Source organism: Kitasatospora sp. cg17-2 (assembly GCF_054031055.1).
The window spans coordinates 6,550,940-6,572,848 of record NZ_CM132923.1 but is presented as its reverse complement, the minus strand read 5'-3'; the positions used below and the strand labels follow the sequence as shown (position 1 = coordinate 6,572,848).

Below are 21,909 nucleotides of genomic sequence, written 5' to 3'. Positions count from 1 at the left end.
GACCGCCGACGGCGCCGGAACCGGCGGGATCCGCCGGACGGATCAACGGGAGACCACCGCGGGAAAGGAGGAACGGAGGTGTCGGAGATGCTTCGCAGTGCACTGCGACGCGGCCGGATCGCGGTCCGGAGGCGTGCTGACCGGTTTCGCGCGACCGTGGAATATATCCGGCAGAACGTTGGCTTTCGGGCGGCGTTCATCATTTCATCATTGCCGCTCCACCCCTCCTACCCTGAGAATTGGACCGTACCCGGAGCCCGGTCCCATGGACCGTGCCTTCGGCGTACGCATGCGCCCGCGCGCCCGTGGGTCGGGAAGGAGGATCGTGATCAGCGGCATCGACCGAGGTCAGTATCCCCTCGCCCGGAGCTCGTCGCCCAGACGGATGCTCGACCTGGAGGCCTGGGCGGAATCGGGGATCCCGCTGCTCCGCGACCCCCGCGACTTCGTCCTGGAGCTGCACCAGCGGCACCTGCCGCAGCCGGGCACGGTCGTGGTCGCCGTCCTGGACCCCGAGCACCGGGTGACCGCCTCGGCCTCCTTCGCCCCCTGGCCGCACGATGCCGACGGCTGGCAGCACCGCAACGCGATCCTCGCCCACCTGCGCCAGGTCACCCCGCACGACCTGCGCCTGTCCAGCCCGGCCCGGACGGCCGTGCTGCTGCGCTGCCGCGAGGGCGCGGCCGGCTGGACGGAGCAGGACGGCGCGTGGATGTGGGCCCTGCGGGACGCCGCCACCCTGCACGGGCTGCGCTGCGGCGCGTACGTGGCGCTGACCCCGGCCGGCTGGCAGATCCTCGGGGACGGGCGCGGCGGCCGCAATCCGCACGCGGGTTCGTGGGCGGAAGGTCCGGTGCACACCGTGACCGAGCTGCCACCGCGCACGGCGCTGGAGGGCTCGCACGGCCAGCGGCCGCTGCGGCCGACGCCCGAGCGACCGCAGCGCGGCGAGCGGCCCCAGCGGTCCCGCCAGGGCGACCGCCCGTGGACGCCCGCCCGGGTCACGGCGATCGAACCGGTCCGGCGCACCGGCACCCGCTGACCGGACGGCCTCCCGTCCGCGCTCCGTGACGGCGGACGCCGCTCCGGCACCCGCCGGGACCGGCGTGCGCCGCGGCACCTGCCGGGTGCCCCGCGCGGCTGCTCCGTGCCCCGCCCCTCAGCGGCCTCCGCGCCGCCCCGGGCCCGGACATGCCGAAGCCCGGCACCCCACAGGGGCACCGGGCCGGAACGGAACCGGACGGGGAGGAGAAGACCGAACAGGACTGGGGAAGGCAGTCGAGCAGACCGCCGAGCGGGCCGCCGACCGGCCGGAGGACCGGAGCCGCGAGGGCCGAAGGGCCCCCGCGGGTCGCGGGTCCGGACGCGGGCGCGGGTCTCAGGCGGGCAGGACGCGCGGAGCGGGTGCCCCGGCGGCCGCGAGCGACGCACCGGCGACCGCCGGGTCGGTGCCGCCGCAGACCACCAGCAGCTCCTCCGCGTGCCGCAGCGCCTTGGTGTACGCCGCCGCGGCACGAGCGGCCGAGCCACCGTTGACGACCAGCACGACCACCGGCCGGCGGACCGGGCGGGCGAGCTCCGCGTCGGCGTAGAAGACATCGCCGCCCTCGGTGAGTTGCGCCCAGTAGCGCTCCTCCCCGAAGGAGAGTTCGTGCTGCTGCCACGGGTGCGCCGCACCGACGGTCAGCACCAGGACGGCACCGGGCTCGCGGCCGGCGTCCAGCAGTCGGTCGACGGTCTCGTCGGCGCGGTCCAACGCCGCCGCCCGGCCGGCGGGGACGTGCCGCACCTCGACCGACACCGGTTGCGGCGCGGGTCGAGGACCGGGCTTGGGGATCGGGCTCGGCCGCGGCGATGGCCCCGGACGGTCCGCACGCGCGCTCGTCGAACGCGGCCGCGCCGCCTGCGGCGGTGCGGGGCGGGGCCCCGGCACCTGGACCGGCACGGGGCCGGCGGCCGACGGTACGACGGGGGTCGCGCCGCCGGTGGCTGGCGCGTGGAGGGCTTGTGCGTCCGACTCGCGGGGACTGGGAACGCCGGGGCCCGGGAGGCTCTCGTTGATCTCCGGCTCCTCGGGGAAGACAGGCATACCCGGATATCTATCAAATGCCGGTCGAACGCGCACGGGCGCCCCACCCATTGGGCACCACGAGCCCTACGGTCCGCGGTCGAAATATCCCGACGTAGTGTCAGAAACCGAGCGCGAGCTGCTCCCCGGCGGACTCCGCGGAGACCGTCCCGGCGGGGCCGGGCACCACCCGGATCCGCTTCAGGTGGCGCCACTTGGGCAGCGCGTCCAGATAGGACCAGGAGAGGCGGTGGTGTTCGGTCGGCCCGAGCTCCTCCAGCGCGGCCCGGTGGACCGGGGAGGGATAGCCGGCGTTGTCGGCGAAGGCGTACTCGGGGTGTTCCTCGCCGAGTTCGGCCATCATGCCGTCGCGGTGGACCTTGGCGAGCACGGAGGCGGCGGCCACGCAGATGCACGACTGGTCGCCCTTGATCACCGTGCGTACCTGCCAGGGGCCGCCGAGGTAGTCGTGCTTGCCGTCCAGGATCACCGCGTCCGGCTCCACCGGCAGCACCTCCAGCGCGCGGACGGCGGCCAGCCGGAGCGCGGCCGTCATCCCGAGCTCGTCGCACTCCGAGGCCGAGGCGTGACCGAGCGCGTAGGCGGTGACCCAGTCGGCGAGGACGGGCGCGAGCGCCTCACGTCGGAGCTGGGTGAGCAGCTTGGAGTCGGTCAGCCCCTCGGGGGGCCGGCGCAGGCCGGTGACGGCCGCGCCCACGGTGACCGGACCGGCCCAGGCACCACGCCCGACCTCGTCGAGGCCGACCACGATCTTGGCGCCGGCCCGCCGGAGCGAGCGCTCGACGGAGTGCGTCGGCGGGACGATGGGCATGAGGGGGTCCGTTCAGCTGGTCGGACTCCAGCCTAAGCCACCCATCCGCACCCCCGACCCGGCCCTGCTCGCCCCCCCGACCCGGACCACGACCGGACGGAAGGCCGAGCAGGGAGGCCGGACGGGAGGCCGGACGGGAGGCCGGACGAGAGGCCGGACCAACCACCCCGCCAGGAGGCCCGGACGGCCCTCCCCCTCACATCCGGATCAGCGGCACGAGGACCTCGTCCACCAACTGGTCGACGAACTCGGGCCCGACCTGTCGGCCGCAGACCTTCACCCGGTACAGCAGCATCGCCGGGACGACGTCGGCGACCAGCGGGGTGGCCGCGTCCGGCCGGACGTCGCCGCGCTCGGCACCCCGGCGGAGGATGTCCAGGATCACGCCCTTGGTGGGCTCGATCATCCGCTGGGCGATGAAGTCCTTGAACAGCTGAGCCTGTTCGTGGTCCAACTCGGCCATCACCGCGGTCAGGGCACCGCCCGCGCGGGAGCGCGACACCGAGGCGAAACTCTCGACCAGGTACCGCAGTTCCTCACGGGCGGACCCGAAGTCCGGAGTGTCGGTGGGGCGTGGGAGAGTGGAGTCCAGGGCGTCGATGACCAGTTCCACCTTGGACGCCCACCGCCGGTACAGCGCGGCCTTTCCGGTGCGCGCGGCACCGGCGACCCCTTCCATCGTCAGCCGCGCGAAGCCGCCGGAGGTGAGCTGATCGAGCGTCGCTTCGAAGATCGCCGCCTCCAGCTCCCGCCCGCGCCGCCGCACCGGCCTGGTCAGCACCTCGGCCACGGCCTGGACCGGACAGGGGCCCCGCGCGGGCTCGGGCGCCCGATCCGCCTCGGCCCCGGGAGCCTGCCGGTCGGCCGAGCGCTCCTTCGCCTGGCGCCGCACCAACTGATCCATCATCACCAACCCTAAGGAACGCTTGCGTTCATAATCTCGCCGACGCTATCGTCCACAGTAGTGAACGATACCGTTCCTTCATAGTCCGCGGGACGCCGACGGGCCGGGCCGGACCCCAGGGTCCGCAGCATACGAAGCAATAGCCAGCAGGGGGCATCAACTTGGCTATCTCCAACACACTCAGCAAGAACTCTCCGACGCGGAGCGGGCACGGCCCGAACAAGGGCATCACCCTCGCCGTCATCGCGGCCACGCAGCTGATGGTGGTGCTCGACGCCACCATCGTGAACATCGCGCTGCCGCAGATCCGGGACGCGCTGGACTTCTCCACCACCAACCTCTCATGGGTGATCAACGCCTACACGCTCACCTTCGGCGGCCTGCTGCTGCTCGGTGGACGCGCGGGCGACATCCTCGGCCGGCGACGGGTCTTCATCGCCGGCACGCTGCTGTTCGGGCTGGCCTCGCTGCTCGGCGGCTTCGCGCAGGACGGCGGCATGCTGCTGGCCGCCCGCGCGCTCCAGGGCATCGGCGGCGCGATCTGCTCGCCGACGGCCTTCGCCCTGATCGCCACCAACTTCGACGAGGGGCCCGAACGCAACCGGGCCTTCGGCGTGTTCTCCGCGGTGGCCGGTTCGGGCGCCGCGATCGGCCTGCTGGCCGGCGGTCTGCTCACCGAGTACCTCGACTGGCGCTGGGTCTTCTTCGTCAACGTGCCGATCGCCGTCCTGATCGCCTTCGCCGCGCCGCGCTACATCGCCGAGTCGGAGCGCCACCCGGGCAAGTTCGACCTGCCGGGCGCACTCACCTCGACACTCGGCCTGGTCAGCCTGGTGTACGGCTTCATCCGCGCCGCGTCCGACGGCTGGACGGACCCGGTGACGCTCGGCTCCTTCGCCGCGGGCGTCGTGCTGGTGGCCGCGTTCGTGATCATCGAGACCCGCACCGCGCAGCCGATCACGCCGCTGAAGCTGTTCGCGAACCGCAACCGCACCGGCGGTCTGGTGATGATGCTCTGCCTGGCCGCGGCCATGTTCGGCATCTTCTTCTACATCACGCTGTTCGTGCAGGGCCCGCTGGACTACAGCCCGCTCAAGGCCGGCTTCGCCTTCATGCCGATCAGCGCCTCGATCATCGTGGCCGCCCAGCTGGCCTCCAGCCTGCAGGCCAAGTACGGCCCGAAGCCGTTCATGGCGGGCGGCGCGCTGCTCGTCACCGTCGGGCTCACCTGGCTGACGTTCATGAACGCGGACAGCGGCTACGTGGACGGCATCCTCGGCCCCACCGTGGTCTTCGGCTTCGGCATGGGTCTGGTCTTCGTCCCGGTCATGCTGCTCGCCGTCGCGGGCGTCTCCGGCCAGGAGACCGGCGCCGCCTCCGGCCTGCTGAACTCGATGCAGCAGATCGGCGGATCGCTCGGTCTGTCGATCCTGACCACGGTGTTCGCGCACTACGCCACCGCCGAGGCCAAGGTCCAGATGCCCGGCTTCATGGCCACGGCCACCCCGGAGCAGAAGGCCTGGCTGATGGAGAAGCAGGAGTTCCCGAAGGGCACCGGCGCGGCCAACGAGGTGCTCGCACAGGGCATCTCGCACGGCTTCATCGTCGGCGCCGTGATGGCGGGCCTGGCCTTCGTGATCGCCGTCGTCGCCATCAAGGCGAAGGCCTCCGACCTTCCGTCGGACACCGCCGGCGTCGCCGTGCACTGACCCGGTCGCCCACCCCGGTGGGCCGCACCGGACGCGACACCACGCAACACAGCACGACACAGCACGACAGAGCACAGCACGACATGGCACAGGGCCGGTCGGGAGCAGCACGCTCCCGACCGGCCCTTCGCGCGATTCCCCGGAGGCTCGCGGCCAGCGGGACCGACGCCGCCGCTCAGCCCTCGAAGGAGTAGTCGCGGCTCATGCCCACCCGGTCGCAGGCGTTGTTTCCGTCCGTCAGACGGTCGGGCGACGGCCGCTCGGCGAGGATCGCGCGGGCCCGCGACTCGGCCAGGCTGGTGGCGTACCAGGGCGCGGGGCCGTCCGCCCGGAGGTTGAACGCCACCAGGTTCAGGGCACACGTCCGGTAGTCGCCGGGCAGCCGGTCCAGGGCCGGTACCGCGTCCACCGAGAGGTAGCGGACGTTGCGCAGGTCGATCTGCCCGGTCCGCTCGAAGCGGGCCACGTTCTGCTCCGCGACCATCGCGTCCGGCCCCATCAGCCCGTAGACGGCGGCGGCCGCCACCGCGCTGAGCACCGCCGCGCGCGGCAGCCAGGCGGCCGACGGGGTCAGGCCCGCCACGATCAGCAGCACGAACACCACGCCCAGCCAGATCTCGACCGCCAGCACCCAGAGCCGGAGGCTGGTCAGGCCGGAGGCGTCCACGTAGAACCACATCCGCCCGAGCGCCGCGGCGACCACCACCAGGGTCAGCAGGCAGAGCGCGCCGAGCAGCAGTCGCACCAGTCGGCGGTCGGCCTCCGTCCCGCGCGGCGCCCAGCGCTTGGCGAGCGCGACGACCACCAGGGTCAGCACGGTGACCACCAGCAGCTGCCAGAAGCCCTGCCGGGCGTACTCGGAGCGGCTCATCCCGGTGCGCTCCAGGACGGCCTCGGCGCCGCCGAGCACCACCACCGCCTGGAGCACCGCGAAGGCACCGAACATGAGGTTCAGCGCGGCCACCGGCAGGGCCCACTCCAGCCGGCCCCGGGCACGGCCCGGCCGGACCACCGTGCGGTCCCAGCGCCGCGGGCCCGCCGCGATGTGGGCGAAGCCCAGGGCGGTCGCCAGGCCCAGCACGAACAGCGCCGCGCGGGCCGGGAGTTCGCCGAGGTCCACGCTGGGGACGAGGCTCTCCAGGACGTTCGCCATGGCCGCGTCCGCCCCGGCGAACAGGGCACCGAAGACGGTCAGCAGCACCGCCGCCACCAGGACGCCCTTGAGTACCGGCACCACCTGGCCCCGGTTGCCCGCGCGACGTCCGCGCAGGGTCCGGCAGCCCCACACCAGTGCCGGCACCAGCTGCCAGAGCAGCCCCGGCAGCGCGAGCAGGACACCGCTCCAGCGCCGTCCGCCGTGCAGCGCCAGCGAGGCCAGGCCCACCGCCGAGACCGTGCTCAGCAGCACCGGCCAGCCCGCCTCGTAGAGCGCCGGGACGGCGAGCAGGGCGAGCGCGAGCGCGCTCCACAGCACGGTCCAGGCCCTCGGCCGACGGCCGGCGGCCCGGGCGGCGGCCCCGGCGCCCACGGTGACGACCGCGGCGCAGAGCAGCAGATCGACGCCGAGTCCGTCGATCAGCAGCCAGGAGCTGAGCAGACCGGCGAGCACCGCCGCCAGCACCGTCCGGCCGGTGGCCGGGGCCTTCCGCTCAGGGTCACTGGGCCGCAGCCACTGGAACGGCTGCGGCGCGGGGGTGCCGGGCACCCGGTACGGACCGGCGCCGGGCACGCCACCGGGGCCGTGACCGCCGGGGCCGACGCCACCGGGGCCGTGACCACCGGGAGCGCCACCGGGAGCCCCACCGGGACCGAACCCACCGGCAGGACCGAAGGCCCCGGTGGGACCGGCCACCGGAACACCGGCACCCACCCCCGCGTCCGCACCGGCACCGCTGCCACCAGCACCAGCACCACCAGCACCGGCACCGGCACCGGCACCGGCACCGGGCCGGGACGGCACTCCGCCCGCGGCGGGCACGCTGAATCCGGACATGGGATCCCCCTCAATGGTCGGGTGGGAACGCGGAATCCACCCTCCGGGCGGTCCGCCAACGAGCACGCGGAACCACACCGGTGAGGACACCGGGCACCACGGCCGAAGCCGACTGTAGACCATTCTGAACAGGTTCAAAAACATCGGGCCGGGCTCTGTCACACCCCTGTGACAGAGCCCGGCCCGAAGCCGGAGAGGAACCGAGGAGGGACCGGAGAGGGACCGGAGAGGGACCGGAGAGGGACCGGAGAGGGACCGGAGAGGGACCGGAGAGGAGCCGGAGAGGGACCGGACCGGCGTCAGTACGTCCCGTAGAGCGAGTACCGGAAGGAGTCCTTCACCGCCGGCCCGAAGTCCGCCGGCCACGTCCCGAACGGCACCACCGTGTTGCTGTACGCCCCCTGTCCGGCGGTTCCGGTCGAGTAGTTCATGTTGTTCACCGTGGTGCTGGTGCCGTTGGTGTTGTAGACGAACCAGTACGAGGTGTTGGCGCTCAGGGTGAGGTTCACCGGCAGCGAGTTCCACGCGTTGGCGGTCAGCGTGCCCGAGCCCGTGGCGGCCACCAGCGTGCCCGGTGAGCCGCCCGCATCGGTGTAGACGGCGAGCTGGTACCGGTTGTTGGGCGCCGCGGCGATCGGTCCGACGTGCACGCTCAGCGCGGTGAGTGCCGCCGGATCGGCGCCGGTGGTCACCCGACTGCCGTTCAGATGGTTGGAGTCGGTGTCGTCGATCAGCGAGCCCACCGCCGTGTTCCCGATCGTCCGCGGCTCCGCTCCCCCGGTGGTGAAGGAGAACGTGTACGGGGCGGCCAGCGCGTTCCCCGAGCGGTCCCGGACGCCCTGCACGGTCGCGGTGTACCCGGTCGTCAGCGCCAGCGGGGCGGCCGGCGTGAACACCACGCCGTTCGCCACCGCGTCGTGGGCCACCGACCCCGCGACCGCCGCGCCGCCGGCCGTGGTCCGCAGGGTGACGGACCCGCCGGTGACACTCGCCGGGTCCAGCGGCTCGTTGAAGGAGAACCGCACCGCCGTACCCGGGGCGACCGCGTCGGCGCCGCCGGCCGGGGTGGTGCCGATCACCGCGGGCGCGGTGGTGTCCTGCCCGTAGCTCGCGCTGTACGAGCCGACCGCGCCGTCGAAGAACGCGTAGGCGACGCCCTTGACCGTCTCGACCCGGTACGGCACCGGGTGGCCGCCCGAGGTGATCCCGGTCAGCGTGCCGGCGGCCGCGTCCACCGGCAGCATGGCGCGCAGCCCGTTGGCCCCGCCGGTGATGCCGAAGGTCAGCGCGCTCCCGTTCCAGGCCAGCCCGGTGAAGGCCGAGGCGTTGCGCCCGTCCAGCCAGGTGAGCATCTGCCGGCCGGACACCACCGGGGCGCCGTGCGCCTTGGCGGCGGCGACCACCGCGTCCGAGGCGGCGGAGGCGGCGAAGTCGGTGTGGATGTTGGCGGTCAGCGCCGCGTAGTAGCCCTTGGCGCCGTACGCCGCGTCGAGCAGGGTGTTGACGGTGCCCGGGTAGGACTGGCCGGACTCGTCGGTGAGCTGGGTGGTGGCCTGGTACTCGTCGATCACGCTGCCGTCGGTGTCGGCGAAGCGCATGATCTGGGCCGTGCCGTTGAAGTAGCCGGGCCGGTCCTGGGTGAAGTTCGAGGGGTAGAAGTAGTAGTCGGTGTCCAGCCGGATCCCGTTGGCGAGCTTGGTCCTCGCCTGGGTGGCCCAGTCGTCCCACTCCACGCAGTGGGTGCGGCTGCTCGACGGGTTCGGCAGGTTCGGGTACTTGGCCCGCCAGGCCGCCAACTGGTCCCGGTAGTAGCCCTGGAGGACCGAGGTGCTGCCCCAGGGGCGGCAGTTGGTGCTGACGTGCACGCCGACCTCGAAGCCCTGGTCGCTGTACGCCTTCGCCTGGGCCGGGGTGAGCGGGTCGTCCGTGTAGATGTAGGAGGAGCCCCGGACGCACTCCCAGTTCGCGACCGAGCACCCGGGCGGGCTCTGCGCGATGTAGCCGTCCCAGCGGCCGGCCGTACCGCCCACGCCGTGGTCGTCGCCGGTCATCACCACGACGGCCTTGACGTCGCGCGGGAAGTACCAGAACCGGGGCAGCGGCGCGTCGTCGGAGGCGAGCTGGGTGAGCAGGTTGGCGAGCAGTCGCTGCTGCTCGTCGGCGATCGGGATCAGCGCCTTGTCCAGGTCGTTCCAGTCGGGCTGGCCGCCGGTGCCGAAGAACATCTCGCTGGCCTCGTAGCCGTCGACCCCGTCGCGCTGCTGGCCCGCCCAGGCGACGTTGCCCTGCCGGGTCTGCACCACCGACTTCGCGAGGTCGTAGCTGAACGCGGCGGCGCGGCCGCTGCCGGCCGAACGCAGGCTGACCGCCGGGTTGGCGGTCGCGGTCGCGGCGTCGCTGTACAGCGTGGCGACGGTGGTGGCGCCGTTCAGCGTGTAGAGGTCGGCGGGGCCGTGGTAGCCCATGGTGTCGGCGGTGATCCCGGCGCCGGGCGCGGCAGCCGTGTTCACCTTGAGGTAGGCGTCGGCGCGGGTGCCGGTGGCCGGGGTGAGCCCGAACAGCGGCGCGAGCTGCCGGTCCGGGCGCATCGCGACCAGTGCGCCGCCACCGTTGGTCCAGGTGGTGAACAGCGCGGCCTGGGCGGCGGTGAGCGGCGTCTCGCCGAGCAGCACCACCTCGGCGGAGGCCAGCACCGAGGCGGTCACGGCCGAGATGTCCACCTGGCGGTAGGCGTTCAGGCCCTCCGCCTTGAGGATCTCGGCCAGGTACCGGGTGTACGGATTGGCCTGGCTGGTGACCAGCAGGACCGGGCCCTCGGCGCCCGGGCCCGTGCCGGGCGGCGGGGGCGGCGGGGCCGCCTCGGTGGTGTACGTGGCGTAGATCGAGAAGCTCAGCCCGCTGCTGGTGACCGCGCCCGCGGTGGCCGGCCAGTTGCCGAACGCCAGGCCGCCGTTGCCGTACACGCTGGTGCCGCCCGGGCTGTAGCGCAGGTTGTTGACCGTCGGACCGGAGCCGTTGGTGTTGTAGGCCAGCCAGTACGGCGTGTTGGCGGTCAGGGTGGCCGTCAGCGGGACGGTGTTCCAGCCCGACCCGGCGAGGGTGGCGGTGGCGCTGCTCGCCAGCAGGGCGCCCGGGCTTCCGCCGTTGTCCTGGTAGATCGCGGTCTGGAAGCGGTTGTTGGGCGCGGCGTCCACGCCGTCCACGTAGACCGAGACGCTGCTGACCGTGCCGCCCGCCGAGCCGGTCACGTACCGCGAGGCGTTGAGGTAGTTGGAGTCGGCCGAATCGGTGGCGGTGCCGACCGCCGTGCTGCCGAGCGTCGCGGTGACGGCCGCCGCCGGGGGCGCGCCCGGGCCCGACACCACCGCCGCGGCCGTGGTCAGGGCCGCCAGCAGGACTCCGGCCCGCCGCCACCACCGCCCCCCGGCGCGCCCGCCACCACCCCGCCCGCCACCGCGTCTGTCGGTACGCCCGCCCAGGCGTATGCCCCTGTCTGCCATGACCGCCCCCCTGTGTCATCTCGGCCGACCAGCCCCTAACGGTGTACCGGTAACCCGCCTACCGTGTCCACGAAATCGCCACATTCGCCATGGAATGACCTGAACCCCGACGTTCCCCCGGGGACAACGGGCGTCGCGGGCGGTACGGGCGTCACGGGCGGAACCGGCGAACCGGCGTCAGCCCTTGACCGAACCCGCCAGCAGCCCGCGCACGAAGTAGCGCTGGAGCGCGAAGAACACCGCCAGCGGAATCACGATGGACAGGAACGCCCCCGCCGTCAGCAGCTCCCACCGCCCGCCGAAGGAGCCGGACAGCTGCGCCAGCCGGACCGTCATCGGCGCCACCTCCGGGGTGCCTCCGGCGAAGGTGAGCGCCACCAGCAGGTCGTTCCACACCCACAGGAACTGGAAGATCGCGAACGAGGCCAGCGCGGGTGTGCAGAGCGGCAGCACGATCGAGCGGAAGATCTTGAAGTGCGAGGCGCCGTCCACCACCGCCGCCTCCATCAGGTCGCGGGGCAGCTGGGCGATGAAGTTGTGCAGCAGGAAGATCGCCAGCGGCAGCGCGAACATGGTGTGCGCCAGCCACACCGGCGCGTAGGTGCCCTTGAGGTCCAGCGCCGGCAGCAGCGTCAACGAGCCCAGGTGCGCACCGCCCGAGAACAGCTGGAGCAGCGGGATCAGCGCCATCTGCAGCGGCACCACCTGCAGCGCGAAGACCACGAAGAACAGGGTGTCGCTGCCCCGGAACCGCACCCAGGCCAGCGCGTAGGCCGCCATCGCCGCCAGCGCCAGCGGGAAGAGCGTGGCCGGGACGCTGATCGCCAGCGAGTTCACCAGGAAGGGCATCAGACCGGTGGAGACGCCGGAGCCGCCCTCGAACAGCACCGTGTGGTAGTTGTCCAGCCCGAGGTCCGGATGGAGCAGGACGTTCCACCAGCCGTCCGCGGTGACGTCCCGCTTCGGGCGCAGCGAGGTGACCAGCAGACCGAGGGTGGGAACGGTCCACAGCACCGTCACCGCGATCACGAAGACCGAGGCCAGCGGTGAGGAGAAGGTCTTCCGGACGGCGCCGCCGTCCCGCCGTACGCTCATCGGACCGCACGCTCCTTGCGCAGCTGGAGGATGTTGTAGGCCACCAGTGGCAGCACCGCGAGGAAGAGGATCACCGCCAGCGCGCTCCCCCGTCCGGTGTTGAACTGGACGAAGGACTGCGAGTACATCTCGTTGGCCAGCACCTGGGTGCCGAAGTTGCCGCCGGTCATGGTGCGGACGATGTCGAAGGCCTTCAGCGTGGTGATCATCACCGTGGTCAGCACCACCACCACCGTGGTGCGGATCATCGGCACGGTGATGTGCCGGAACAGCCGCAGCCCCTGGGCGCCGTCCAGCCGGGCCGCCTCGGTGACCTCGTCCGGGATCGCCTTGATCGCCGCCGACAGCACCACCATGGCGAAACCGGTCTGCACCCACACCATGACGGCCATCAGCAGGAAGGTGTTGAGCGGCTGGGCGAGCATCCAGTTCGGCGGGTCGTCCCAGCCCAGCCAGATCGCCAGTTGACTGAGCAGACCGATCTGCCGCTGCGAGGGGTCGCGCGACTCGTAGACGAACTTGAAGATGATCGAGGCGCCGACCAGGGAGATCGCCATCGGCATGAAGATCAGCGACTTGTAGACCGCCTGGCCGCGCATCCGGTCCACCAGCAGGGCCAGCACCAGCCCCAGCCCGGTCGCCGCCAGCGGCGCGATCACCAGCCAGAGCAGGGTGTTGACCAGGACCTCGCGCACCGAACCGGTGGTGAGGGCCCAGCCGAAGTTCTCGCCGCCGACGAAGCGGCTGCTGTCGTCGCTGTAGAGGCTCAGGTAGACGGTACGGACCAGCGGCGCGACCAGGCCGAGCAGCAGCAGGACCAGCGCCGGGCCGAGCAGAACCAGCACGGCCAGCGGGCGGGCGATCCGGCCCGAGGCGCGGCCGGCGACCAGGAAGACCAGCAACAGGATGCCGACGAAGCCGGCGATCGCACCGAGGCCGTTGCCGAACTTGACCATCGCGTCGCCCCAGGCACCGGCGGCGAGGGACATGGCGTCACGTCCTTTCCCAACGGGAGGCGGAACGGGGGTACCGGGAAGCAGAGCTACCGGGAGGCGGAGGTACCGGGAAGCGGGCGGACCCGAACGAAGGGACACGACGGATCTCGGCCGCGAACACGCGATCACACGAACACACGAGCCCGGGAGGCAGCAGGGCGGGAGGAGGGGCGGGCGGTGCGGGTGGGTGGCCCCGCACCGCCCTTCGGCAGGTGGTCCTGCGACGCGCGCCGCTACTGCGGCCAGGCGGCGTCGATGTCCGCGGCGGTCTTCTGGATCGACTGCCCCTCGGCGAACCAGGCGGTGAGCGACTTCCACTCCTGCCCGGCGCCGACCGCGGCCGGCATGAGGTCCGAACCGTCGAACCGGAAGGTCGCCGCCGGGTCGGTCAGGGCGTCGGCGGAGATCCGGTCGATCGGATCGGTGTAGAGGCTCTTGTCCACACCCTGATTGGCCGAAACCCAGCCGGTCGCGGTCCGCACCCGGCTGCTCGCCCAGTCGGCGCTGGACAGGTAGTTCTGCACCGCCTGCACCTCGGGCCGGCTCGCGAACGCGGTGAGGAACTCCCCGCCGCCCTCGACCGGGTTGGGCACCGAGGGGTCCACCGCGGGCAGGTGGAAGGCGAAGATGTCGCCGTCCGGCCCGATCTTCGTGTCCTTGGGCCACTGCGCCTTGTAGAACGAAGCCTGCTGGAGCATCAGGCACTTGCCGGTGAGGATCGGCGCGCCCGCGTCCTGGAAGGTCGTGGTGGCGATCGACTTCACGTCACCGTAGCCGCCGTTGACCCAGGCCGGGTTCTGCATCCAGTCGGCGACCGTCCTCATCGCCGCGGCGATCTTCGGGTCGGAGAACTTCACCTGGTGGTTCACCCACTGGTCGTAGACCTCGCCGCCGTACGTGCCGAGGACCACCTCCTCCAGCCAGTCCGTGGCCGGCCAGCCGGTGGCCGTACCGGAGGAGATGCCGCCGCACCACGGCTTGGCGCCGCCGCCGGCCTTGGCGATCCGGTCGCTGAGCGCCATCAGGTCGGCCCAGGTCTTCGGGACCTCGTAGCCGGCCTGCTTGAAGGTCTTGGGCGAGTACCAGACCAGGGACTTCATGTTGGCGCTCATCGGCGCCGCGTAGAAGGTGCCGTTGACCGAGCCGTAGGTCTTCCAGACCGGGCTCCACTTCTCCTGGTTCGCCACGGTCTGCTGCGGCGGCTTGACCACCTTGCCGCTCTTGACCATCTGGGCGAGCAGTCCGGGCTGCGGGACGATCGCGAAGTCCGGGGCGTTGCCGCCGCTCACCCGCACCGGCAGCTGGGACTCGAAGTCGTTGCTGCCCTCGTAACTGATCCTGATACCGGTGCACCGGCTGAAGTCGGCCCAGGACTTCTCCAGATTGTCGGACTCGGGGCTGAGGATCGAGGCGAACACCGTCACCGTGGTGCCCCCGTGACCGGCGTAGGGCTGGTAGCGGGCACAGTCGCCGGACAGGGTCTGGTTGCCGCCGCCGCCCGAATCCCCCGAGCTTCCGGAGCTGTTGGAGCAGGCCGCGGTCAGGGCCGCGACGGCCAGCAGGGCCACCGCCGCGAGCGGACGGCGACGGCGGCGGACAGGGTTCAGTGGCTGCGCGGTCGTGGACGGCACGGTCGGGGTGGGAGTCAACGCGGTCCTCCTCGCCGGGGCGCGAACGCTCGGCTGTGCGACAGAACGGCATTGCGCTGTACCGGAGTTCGACGTTCGACATGGACGCGGCGGCCGGCCGATCCGACGACGGTAACGCAGCCACGACGTGCCCGCCAAGGTGCGGGCACGCCCTTCGTCACCGCGTGCCCCAGTTGTGACCCCGACCGCCGGCCGCGCACCGCACCCGGCCCACCCCGACCGCCCGGCCGTCAGAACAACCGGACCGGCAGCTCCTTCAGCGCGTTCACCACCAGCGAGCCGCTCGGCCGCAGCTCCTCGTCCGGCACCGCCAAGGACAGCCCCGGGAAGCGCTCGAACAGCGCCGGCAGCGCGATCCCCGCCTCCAGCCGGGCCAGCGGCGAGCCCGGGCAGACGTGCGGGCCGTGCCCGAACGACAGGTGCCGGACCGGATCCCGGGTCACGTCGAACACCTCGGCCGTCACCCCGTGCTGCGCCGGGTCCCGGCCGATCGCGTTGTACGAGACCAGCACCGGCTCCCCGGCCGGAATCACCGTGTCGCCCACCGCCACGTCCTCGGTGGTGAACCGGAACAGGAAGTTGCTGGTCGGCGGCGTCCAGCGGAGCGACTCCTCCACCACCGCGTCCCAGCCGACCTTGCCCGCCCGCACCAGCGCCAACTGGTCCGGGTGCGCCAGCAGCGCCCGCACCGCGTTGCCGATGAGGTTCACCGTCGTCTCGTGACCCGCCGCGATGATCACCCGCAGGGTGGCCGCCGCCTCCGCGTCGGTCAGCGCCCCGCCCTCGGCGTCGGCCTGCAGCAGCACGCTCGCCAGGTCGTCACCGGGGGCCGCACGGCGCTGCGCCACCACACCGTTGACGAAGGCGTTCAGCCCGGCGACGGTCGCCTGGATGCCCTCCGGGTTCGGGCGGGCGCCGAAGAACCGCTCGTAGAGGTCGCGCAGCAGCGCGTGCTCCGACTCCGGGACGCCGAGCAGCGAGCAGATCACCGTCATCGGCAGCGGAAAGGCGAAGGCGGACTTCAGGTCCACCACCGGCTCCCCCACCGCCAGCGCGTCCAGCAGATCCCGGGTGATCGCCTCCACCCGCGGTCGCATCAGCTCCACCTGGCGCGGGGTGAACGCGTGCGCCACCAGCGCCCGCAGCCGCCGGTGCTCCGCGCCGTCGGTGGTCACCATGCTCGGACCGGGCACCGCCAGGCCGATCAACGGCCAGCTCTTCGGCACCTCACCGCGCTGGAAGGCCGCCCAGTGCCGGGCGTCCTTCACCAACCGGGCATCGGTCAGCAGCTCCCGGGCGGGCCCGTGCCGGGTCACGGCCCAGGCGGTGACGCCACCGGGCAGCTCCACCGGCACCACCGGACCGGCGGCGCGCAGCAGCGCACCCTCGGCGGCGTTGTCACGGGCCAGCGGATCGAGGACGAACGGGGCGGGGACGAACGGGGCGGGGGCGGTCATGGCTAAAACACTCCTTCGGTTCTGGTGAAGCGGTACAGCGACCCCGGCACCGCCGGGGCCCGGGATCGCGGACCGGGCTCGGCCCGCGTCCCGGACCGGACTCAGCCCGCGTACCCCGGGGCGAACGACACCGGCAGCGCCACCAGCCCGCGCACCCAGGCCGACGGCCGCCACACCAGCGCGTGCTCGGCCACCGCCAGCCGCAGGTCCGGCAGCCGGTCCAGCAGCACCTCGACCGCCGTCGTCGCGATCACCTCGGCCGCCTCCTGCGCCGGGAACGGACAGCCGTGCTCGCCGTACGAGTAGCTCAGGTACGCCCGGTTGCCCTCGGCCGGCCGTCCGTCCGACTGCCGCACCGACGGGTCCGCGTTGGCCCCCGCGAAACCCAGCAGCAGCATGTCCCCGGCGGCGATCCGCTGCCCGCCCAACTGGGTGTCCCTGGTCGCCCAGCGGCCCGCGAAGATCTGGGTCGGGGTGTCCTCCCAGAGCGCCTCGTTCAGCGCCTGGCTGATGCTGCGCCGCCCGCCCGACAGCGAGGCGGCGAACCGCTCGTCGGTGAGCATCAGCCGCAGCGCGTTGGACATCCAGTACGAGGTCGGCTGGTGACCGGCGATCAGCATCACCCGCAGGTCCCGCATGATCTCGTCGTGGTTGAGACCCGCCGGGTGCGCCAGCATCCGCGAGGCGACGTCGTCACCCGGGTGCGCCGCCTTCTCCTCGACCAGCTCCAGCATCACGGCGAGCAGCCGCTGCGCCCCGGCCGGCGCGTCCGGGCCGCCGTCCAGCATGGTCAGCAGGCCCTCGATGAGCACCGGCGCCTGCTCCTCGCTCAGCCCGAGCACCCGGCAGAGCACCAGCAGCGGCAGCCGGTGGGCGTACTCGGCGACCAGGTCCGCCTCGCCGCGCCCGGCGAAGTCGTCGATCAGCCGGTCGGCCAGCTCCTCGCAGTGCTTGCGCAGCTCGTACGGGTCGACGGCGGCCAGCGCGTCGGTGACCGCCCGCGAGCGGCGGACGTGCTCCTCGCCCTCGGCGTAGAGGATCGACGGCACCGGCGCCATCATCGGCTTGAGCGGCCAGTCCTCGGCGACGGTCGCCCAGCCGGTCCAGCGGGTGGAGTCCCGGCCGAACAGCTGCGGCTGACCGGTGACCAGCTGGAGCTCGCGGTAGCCGATCACCAGCCAGGCCGGGACCCCGCCGGCCAGTTCGACCGGCGCGACCGGGCCGTGCCCGGCCCGCATCTCCCGGTAGACCTGGGAGGGGTCGGTCTGGAAGCGCGGCCCGTACAACGGGGTGGCGCCGGCGTGGGCCGGGCAGCCCGGCGGCGGGGTGGCGGCGGGCTCGGTCACGGGGTGCTCTCCTCAAGGACGGGGGCGGCGGCGGTGACGGGGGTGCCCGCCGTCTCGGCCTCGACCCGGGCGGTCAGGTGGCGGACCAGCTCGATCAGCACCTGCTTGCCGGACTCCCGGTCCCGGGCGTCGCAGTCCACCAGCGGCACCCCGGGCGGCAGGTCGAGCGCCTCCCTGACCTGCTCCAGGGTGTGGGTCGGGTCGCCGAAGTTGTTGCGGGCGACGACGAAGGGCGTGCCGTGGTGCTCCAGGCGGTCGATGGCGTACCAGGAGTCCGCCAGCCGCCGGGTGTCCACCAGCACGACGGCCCCCAGGGCCCCGGAGAACAGCCGGTCCCAGAGGAACCAGAACCGCTCCTGCCCCGGCGCGCCGAACAGGTACAGCACCTGGCTCGCGGAGAGGGTGATCCGGCCGAAGTCGAAGGCGACCGTGGTCGAGCGCTTGCCCCAGGCCCCGGTGGGATCGTCGATCCCCTCCCCGGCCCGGGTCAGGGTCTCCTCGGTGTTCAGCGGACGGATCTCGCTGACCGCGCCGACCAGGGTGGTCTTGCCCACGCCGAAGCCGCCGACCACGACGATCTTCAGCGCGTTGTCGGCGGTGCGGCGCAGCGGTGTCCGCCCGCTCGGCCGAGGGTCCCGGCCCTCAGAGCTGTTGGAGTCCATGCAGTACCTGCTTCAGCGTGTCGAGATCGGGCAGCCGGGCCTTGTTAGGGGCGAACCGGGGGTGGCGGGCGGTGATCGAACCGGCCTCCAGCAGGTCGCCGAGGAGGATCTTCGCCACCGAGACCGGCAGCGCCAGCTCGGCGGCGACCTCCACCACCGCGGTCGGCGCCTCGCACATCCGCAGGATGCGCGCGTGCTCCGACTGCATGCCCGGCGCCGGCTCCCGCTCGGCGACGATCAGCGTGACCAGGTCGAACGCGTTCTCCGGGGACCGGCTGCGGCCCCGGGTGATGGTGTAGAGGCGGTCCGGGTCGTCGTCCCGGCCCGGCCGGACCGGCCGCCCGTCGGTGTTCCCCCCGCGCCCGCTCATGCCCGGGCGCTCCCGTCGGTCACCGGGCCGTCCGCCCCGGCCGCGCCCTCCCGGGCCGGTGCGCTGAGGTGGACGCCGATCTGCTCGATCAGCCCGTGCATGTTGTGGCCGACCACACCCACGTCGGCGTCCTCGTCGGTGACCACGGCCAGGTGGGCGCCCTCGCCGGCCGCCACGATGCACAGCACCCCGCCGTGGAACTCGGTCATCGACTGCCGCACACCGCCGGTGCCGTCGCCGAACTCGATCGACGCGCCGTGCGCCAGGCTCTGCAGACCGGAGGCGATGGCGGCGAGCTGGTCGGCCCGGTCGTTGCCGAGGCCGGAGGTGTGGCAGAGCTTGAGGCCGTCGGCGGAGAGCACCAGGGCGTGCCGGGTGCCGGGGGTGTTGGTCAGCAGGTTTTCCAGCAGCCAGTCGAGGTCGCGGTCGGTGGCACTGCTCATCGGAAGTCCTTCTCGGTGACGGGGGAAGCGTCGGACGCGGGGTCGGCGGCGGACCGCGCGCCCGGGGTGTCCTGGACCGGTACGGCGCCCTCGGCCGGTGCGGGGGCACCGGCGGGCGCGGGGTTCGGGGTGCCGACGGCGGGCTCGGCGGGTGCGGCGGCAGCGGGCCCGGCGGCGGGCAGGGCGGCCCGGCGGAAGGCGCCCAGCCTGGCGGCGGCGCTCGCCCCGTCGGGACGGGCGGGCCGCTCGACGGGGGCCGCGGCCGGGGCGGCGGCGGCCATGGTCCGGCCGCGGCGGCGCTGCGGCAGACCGCTGTCGGTGACGGCGGGCGCGACGGGCGCCGGATCGGCCGACGGGGCGACGGGCTCAACAGGTGCGGCGGGAACAGCGGGCGCCGGGCGCGCGGGGGTGAGCGCGGGGCGCGGACCCGAACCGCCCGCCCGCTCGACCGCGCGCTCGACCGGCGCGGGCAGCGGGGCCGGAACCGTCGCGGGGTGCGTGACCAGCTGCTGCGGAATCAGCACCACCACCCCGGTACCGCCGCGCGCCGACGGCCGGAAGGAGATCTGCAGCCCGTGCTTGCGGGCCAGCACACCGACCACCGCGAGACCGATCCGGGTGCCCGCCGACAGCGTGGTGAGGTCCAGCGACTCGGCGGAGACGGCCCGTTCGGCGCGGCGCAGCCAACTGTCGCTCAGGCCCAGGCCGCTGTCCTCGACGGTGACGACCAGTCCGGCCGGCACCTCCTCGACGTAGACGTGCACCTCGGCCGGCGGCGCGGAGAACGTGGTCGCGTTGTCCAGCAGTTCGGCGAGCGCGTGCATCACGCCCTCGGCGGCGAACCCGGCCACCGCGGCCGTGCTCGCGTTGTGCAGCCTGACCCGCTGGTAGGCGCCGATCCGGCCGAGCGCGCCGCGCAGCACCGACTCGACCGGGATCGGCCGGCCCCAGCGACGGCCCGAACGGGCGCCGGTCAGCACCGCGATGCTGTCGGCCATCCGACCCGCCTGCGCGGTCGAGTGGTCCAGCCGCAGCAGGTCGCCGAGGACCTCCTCGTCGTGCCGGTGCTGCATCTCGCGCAGTTCCGCGTGCATGCTCGTGGCCAGGGCCTGCACCCGTCCGGCCGCGGTGGCGCAGACCGCCAGCGCGGCGGCCCGCAGCCGCTCGCCGCGGCCGATCTCCTCCGCCACGGCGCGCAGCAGCGGCCGCTGCGGGTGCTCGCGGTGCGGGGCCAGGGCGGCGTCCACGGTCGCGCCGCTCCGCAGCCGCTTCACGAGGACCGGCAGCACCTCGTCGGCGATCCGGTCCACGGCGGCCCGCTCGGCGCGCTCCGCCTCGGCCTCCGCCCGGGCCCCGGCCGCCTCCGCGCGGGCGGCGGCGATCTGCTCCTCGGCCCGGGCGAGCGCCGCCCCGGCCTCGTCCCGCTCGGCCTCGGCGGCGGCGGCCCGCGCCTTGGCGGCGGTCTCGGCCTGCTTGGCCGCACCGGCGACCACGAGGGCCGTCATCGACTCGCCCTCCCACCGGCCCAGCTCCAGCTCCAGCCGGCGGGCCCGTTCGGTGGCACTGCCGGCCTGCCGGACGGCGATCAGCCAGAGCACGGTGGCCGCCGCCACGGCGGCCGCGGTCAGCGGGCGCCCGGCGTCGAAGGCCCGCATCACCCCGACCGGCCCGGCCACCGCCGCCAGCAGGGCGGCGGCCGCCACAACGGCCCTGGTACGCACGTCGGATCGACGGCTGGGCCCACCGTCGGGGCTGGTGGTTTCTGTCATCGGTGCGGTGTCCTCGGCAGAAGTCGGGCGAATGCGCGACCGCCCGGCCGACGTCGTGGAACGTCTCCGGGCGGTGTTTCGGTTCACGCAGTCGGCCGATCATATCCATTCAGACGATGTGCTCAACCGGTAAGTTGACGGTCAGTCTCCTTCAGCCACGCTCCGTATACCACTCCACCTCCATCCCCTCACCCCATCGCCACCTCGACCTCACGTCGCACCTCCGCGAGGTCCAGCCCGCGGTCGGCGACGACCCTCGCCCCGAGCCCCTCCCCCTCGCGGAGCACCCCGAGCAGGAGGTGGCCGACCGCGATGTGACCGGACTTCATCCGCAGCGACTCGCGCAGCGACAGCTCCACCGCCTTGCGCGCCCGCGCCGTGAACGGACTCCGCCCCACCCGGCCCTCGGACCGGAACCACCCGCGCCGCCGCGGTTCCGGCTCCGGCGGGGAGTCCAGCGCCCCCGCCCCGAACACGGACTCCACCGCCTCGCGCACCGCCTCCAGGTCCACCCCGATCGAGGCCAGCGCCTGCGCGTCGCCGCCGGTCCCGAGCAACCGCCCGACGGCCCGCCGGGCCTCCGCGTGGTCGAGCCCCGCGTCGATCAGCACCCGCGCCGCCGGGTCGGCGGTCTCGGCCAGGACCGCCAGCAGCAGGTGCTCGGTCCCGACGTGCCCGTGCCCCAGCTCCGCCGACTCCCGTCCCGCCTGCCCGACCGCCCGCCGGGCCTCCTCGGTGAATCGCTCGAACATCGCTCAGTCCCCGTCCTTCCCGCTTCCACCGGCACCGCGCCGCGCGTACTTCTTGTGCACCGCCTGCCTGGTCACCCCGAGGCAGACCGCGATGTCCTGCCACGACCAGCCCTGGTCCCGCGCGCTGCCGACCTGCAGCCCCTCCAGCCGGTCCGCCAGATCCCGCAACGCCCGGACCGCCCGGAGCCCCACGGCCGGATCCCGACTGGCTGCCGCGGCCGCCAGTTCTCCGCTCTCGCTCATAGTGTCAACCTAGGTTGACGGCGGCAGAGTGTCAACCAAAGTTGACGGAAAAACCGAAAAGGCGGGGCGAGGACATCTCTGTCCTCGCCCCGCCTTCAGCGGCGGCTCACCTCACCCGCGAG

18 protein-coding genes are annotated in these 21,909 nt (G+C 73.2%); 2 read left to right on the top strand and 16 right to left on the bottom strand.

The genetic code is table 11. From position 1 onward, the window contains the following. The first annotated feature begins 385 nt into the window (after nt 1-385). On the top strand, nt 386-1,042 hold the full coding sequence (locus tag ACW14Y_RS27660; protein WP_380385271.1) for a hypothetical protein: 657 nt from the start codon (nt 386-388) through the stop codon (nt 1,040-1,042). A gap of 336 nt (nt 1,043-1,378) precedes the next feature. On the opposite strand, the gene ACW14Y_RS27655 is transcribed toward ACW14Y_RS27660, so the two are convergent. From ACW14Y_RS27655 to ACW14Y_RS27645, 3 genes are all read right to left on the bottom strand, one after another. Further along, entirely contained in the window at nt 1,379-1,789 is a 411-nt protein-coding gene (locus tag ACW14Y_RS27655) for a hypothetical protein (protein WP_380385199.1), read from the bottom strand. 400 nt (nt 1,790-2,189) lie between these two features. Beyond that, nucleotides 2,190-2,900: a ribonuclease HII gene (locus tag ACW14Y_RS27650; protein WP_456983692.1), complete on the bottom strand. Its 711-nt coding sequence runs from the start codon at nt 2,898-2,900 to the stop codon at nt 2,190-2,192. Between the two features lie 196 nt (nt 2,901-3,096). Further along, entirely contained in the window at nt 3,097-3,807 is a 711-nt protein-coding gene (locus ACW14Y_RS27645) for a TetR/AcrR family transcriptional regulator (protein ID WP_380437234.1), read from the bottom strand. Between the two features lie 158 nt (nt 3,808-3,965). Between ACW14Y_RS27645 and ACW14Y_RS27640 the strand changes: the two genes are divergently transcribed. Next, nucleotides 3,966-5,513: an MFS transporter gene (locus ACW14Y_RS27640; protein WP_380437232.1), complete on the top strand. Its 1,548-nt coding sequence runs from the start codon at nt 3,966-3,968 to the stop codon at nt 5,511-5,513. A gap of 175 nt (nt 5,514-5,688) precedes the next feature. Here ACW14Y_RS27640 and ACW14Y_RS27635 read toward each other — a convergent pair whose 3' ends face one another. From ACW14Y_RS27635 to ACW14Y_RS27575, 13 genes are all read right to left on the bottom strand, one after another. Then, nucleotides 5,689-7,242: a DUF4153 domain-containing protein gene (locus tag ACW14Y_RS27635; protein ID WP_456983691.1), complete on the bottom strand. Its 1,554-nt coding sequence runs from the start codon at nt 7,240-7,242 to the stop codon at nt 5,689-5,691. 563 nt (nt 7,243-7,805) lie between these two features. Then, the gene (locus ACW14Y_RS27630) at nt 7,806-11,006 is read right to left on the bottom strand and encodes an Ig-like domain-containing protein (protein WP_456983690.1); all 3,201 of its coding nucleotides are present in this window, start codon (nt 11,004-11,006) and stop codon (nt 7,806-7,808) included. A gap of 177 nt (nt 11,007-11,183) precedes the next feature. Continuing rightward, nucleotides 11,184-12,101, bottom strand: coding sequence for a carbohydrate ABC transporter permease (locus ACW14Y_RS27625; RefSeq protein WP_380301905.1), 918 nt, complete (start codon nt 12,099-12,101; stop codon nt 11,184-11,186). Beyond that, nucleotides 12,098-13,090 carry a carbohydrate ABC transporter permease gene (locus ACW14Y_RS27620; RefSeq protein ID WP_380301907.1) on the bottom strand — a complete coding sequence of 331 codons (993 nt, stop codon included), beginning with the start codon at nt 13,088-13,090 and terminating at the stop codon, nt 12,098-12,100. Before ACW14Y_RS27620 ends, ACW14Y_RS27625 begins: the two co-directional genes overlap by 4 nt. A gap of 239 nt (nt 13,091-13,329) precedes the next feature. Continuing rightward, nucleotides 13,330-14,745: an ABC transporter substrate-binding protein gene (locus ACW14Y_RS27615; RefSeq protein ID WP_380301909.1), complete on the bottom strand. Its 1,416-nt coding sequence runs from the start codon at nt 14,743-14,745 to the stop codon at nt 13,330-13,332. A 230-nt stretch (nt 14,746-14,975) separates the two neighbouring features. After that, nucleotides 14,976-16,202: a cytochrome P450 family protein gene (locus tag ACW14Y_RS27610; protein ID WP_456983689.1), complete on the bottom strand. Its 1,227-nt coding sequence runs from the start codon at nt 16,200-16,202 to the stop codon at nt 14,976-14,978. Nucleotides 16,203-16,303: 101 nt separating this feature from the next. Then, nucleotides 16,304-17,548 (bottom strand): cytochrome P450, encoded by a 1,245-nt coding sequence (locus ACW14Y_RS27605; protein WP_380301913.1) that lies wholly within the window; start codon nt 17,546-17,548, stop codon nt 16,304-16,306. Then, entirely contained in the window at nt 17,545-18,210 is a 666-nt protein-coding gene (locus ACW14Y_RS27600; RefSeq protein ID WP_380301915.1) for a GTP-binding protein, read from the bottom strand. Before ACW14Y_RS27600 ends, ACW14Y_RS27605 begins: the two co-directional genes overlap by 4 nt. After that, the gene (locus ACW14Y_RS27595; protein WP_266274392.1) at nt 18,191-18,580 is read right to left on the bottom strand and encodes a DUF742 domain-containing protein; all 390 of its coding nucleotides are present in this window, start codon (nt 18,578-18,580) and stop codon (nt 18,191-18,193) included. The genes ACW14Y_RS27600 and ACW14Y_RS27595 overlap by 20 nt, the downstream gene beginning before the upstream one ends. Beyond that, nucleotides 18,577-19,023, bottom strand: coding sequence for a roadblock/LC7 domain-containing protein (locus ACW14Y_RS27590; RefSeq protein ID WP_030396646.1), 447 nt, complete (start codon nt 19,021-19,023; stop codon nt 18,577-18,579). Before ACW14Y_RS27590 ends, ACW14Y_RS27595 begins: the two co-directional genes overlap by 4 nt. Beyond that, on the bottom strand, nt 19,020-20,792 hold the full coding sequence (locus ACW14Y_RS27585) for a sensor histidine kinase (RefSeq protein ID WP_456983688.1): 1,773 nt from the start codon (nt 20,790-20,792) through the stop codon (nt 19,020-19,022). Before ACW14Y_RS27585 ends, ACW14Y_RS27590 begins: the two co-directional genes overlap by 4 nt. 188 nt (nt 20,793-20,980) lie before the next feature. After that, complete coding sequence (locus ACW14Y_RS27580; RefSeq protein WP_380301920.1) at nt 20,981-21,544, bottom strand: Clp protease N-terminal domain-containing protein; 564 nt, start codon at nt 21,542-21,544, stop codon at nt 20,981-20,983. Between the two features lie 3 nt (nt 21,545-21,547). Further along, a complete protein-coding gene (locus ACW14Y_RS27575; protein WP_043476946.1) occupies nt 21,548-21,787 on the bottom strand; it encodes a DNA-directed RNA polymerase sigma-70 factor in 240 nt (79 codons plus the stop codon). Between the last annotated feature and the right edge of the window lie 122 nt (nt 21,788-21,909).

Bases quoted from the DNA above. Each gene is read 5' to 3' on its own strand.
- ACW14Y_RS27610 (WP_456983689.1), bottom strand. From the start codon at position 16,202: ATGACCGCCCCCGCCCCGTTCGTCCCCGCCCCGTTCGTCCTCGATCCG.
- ACW14Y_RS27625 (WP_380301905.1), bottom strand. From the start codon at position 12,101: ATGAGCGTACGGCGGGACGGCGGCGCCGTCCGGAAGACCTTCTCCTCA.
- ACW14Y_RS27585 (WP_456983688.1), bottom strand. From the start codon at position 20,792: ATGACAGAAACCACCAGCCCCGACGGTGGGCCCAGCCGTCGATCCGAC.
- ACW14Y_RS27630 (WP_456983690.1), bottom strand. From the start codon at position 11,006: ATGGCAGACAGGGGCATACGCCTGGGCGGGCGTACCGACAGACGCGGT.
- ACW14Y_RS27620 (WP_380301907.1), bottom strand. From the start codon at position 13,090: ATGTCCCTCGCCGCCGGTGCCTGGGGCGACGCGATGGTCAAGTTCGGC.
- ACW14Y_RS27595 (WP_266274392.1), bottom strand. From the start codon at position 18,580: ATGAGCGGGCGCGGGGGGAACACCGACGGGCGGCCGGTCCGGCCGGGC.
- ACW14Y_RS27580 (WP_380301920.1), bottom strand. From the start codon at position 21,544: ATGTTCGAGCGATTCACCGAGGAGGCCCGGCGGGCGGTCGGGCAGGCG.
- ACW14Y_RS27600 (WP_380301915.1), bottom strand. From the start codon at position 18,210: ATGGACTCCAACAGCTCTGAGGGCCGGGACCCTCGGCCGAGCGGGCGG.
- ACW14Y_RS27650 (WP_456983692.1), bottom strand. From the start codon at position 2,900: ATGCCCATCGTCCCGCCGACGCACTCCGTCGAGCGCTCGCTCCGGCGG.
- ACW14Y_RS27575 (WP_043476946.1), bottom strand. From the start codon at position 21,787: ATGAGCGAGAGCGGAGAACTGGCGGCCGCGGCAGCCAGTCGGGATCCG.
- ACW14Y_RS27660 (WP_380385271.1), top strand. From the start codon at position 386: ATGCTCGACCTGGAGGCCTGGGCGGAATCGGGGATCCCGCTGCTCCGC.
- ACW14Y_RS27645 (WP_380437234.1), bottom strand. From the start codon at position 3,807: ATGATGGATCAGTTGGTGCGGCGCCAGGCGAAGGAGCGCTCGGCCGAC.
- ACW14Y_RS27590 (WP_030396646.1), bottom strand. From the start codon at position 19,023: ATGAGCAGTGCCACCGACCGCGACCTCGACTGGCTGCTGGAAAACCTG.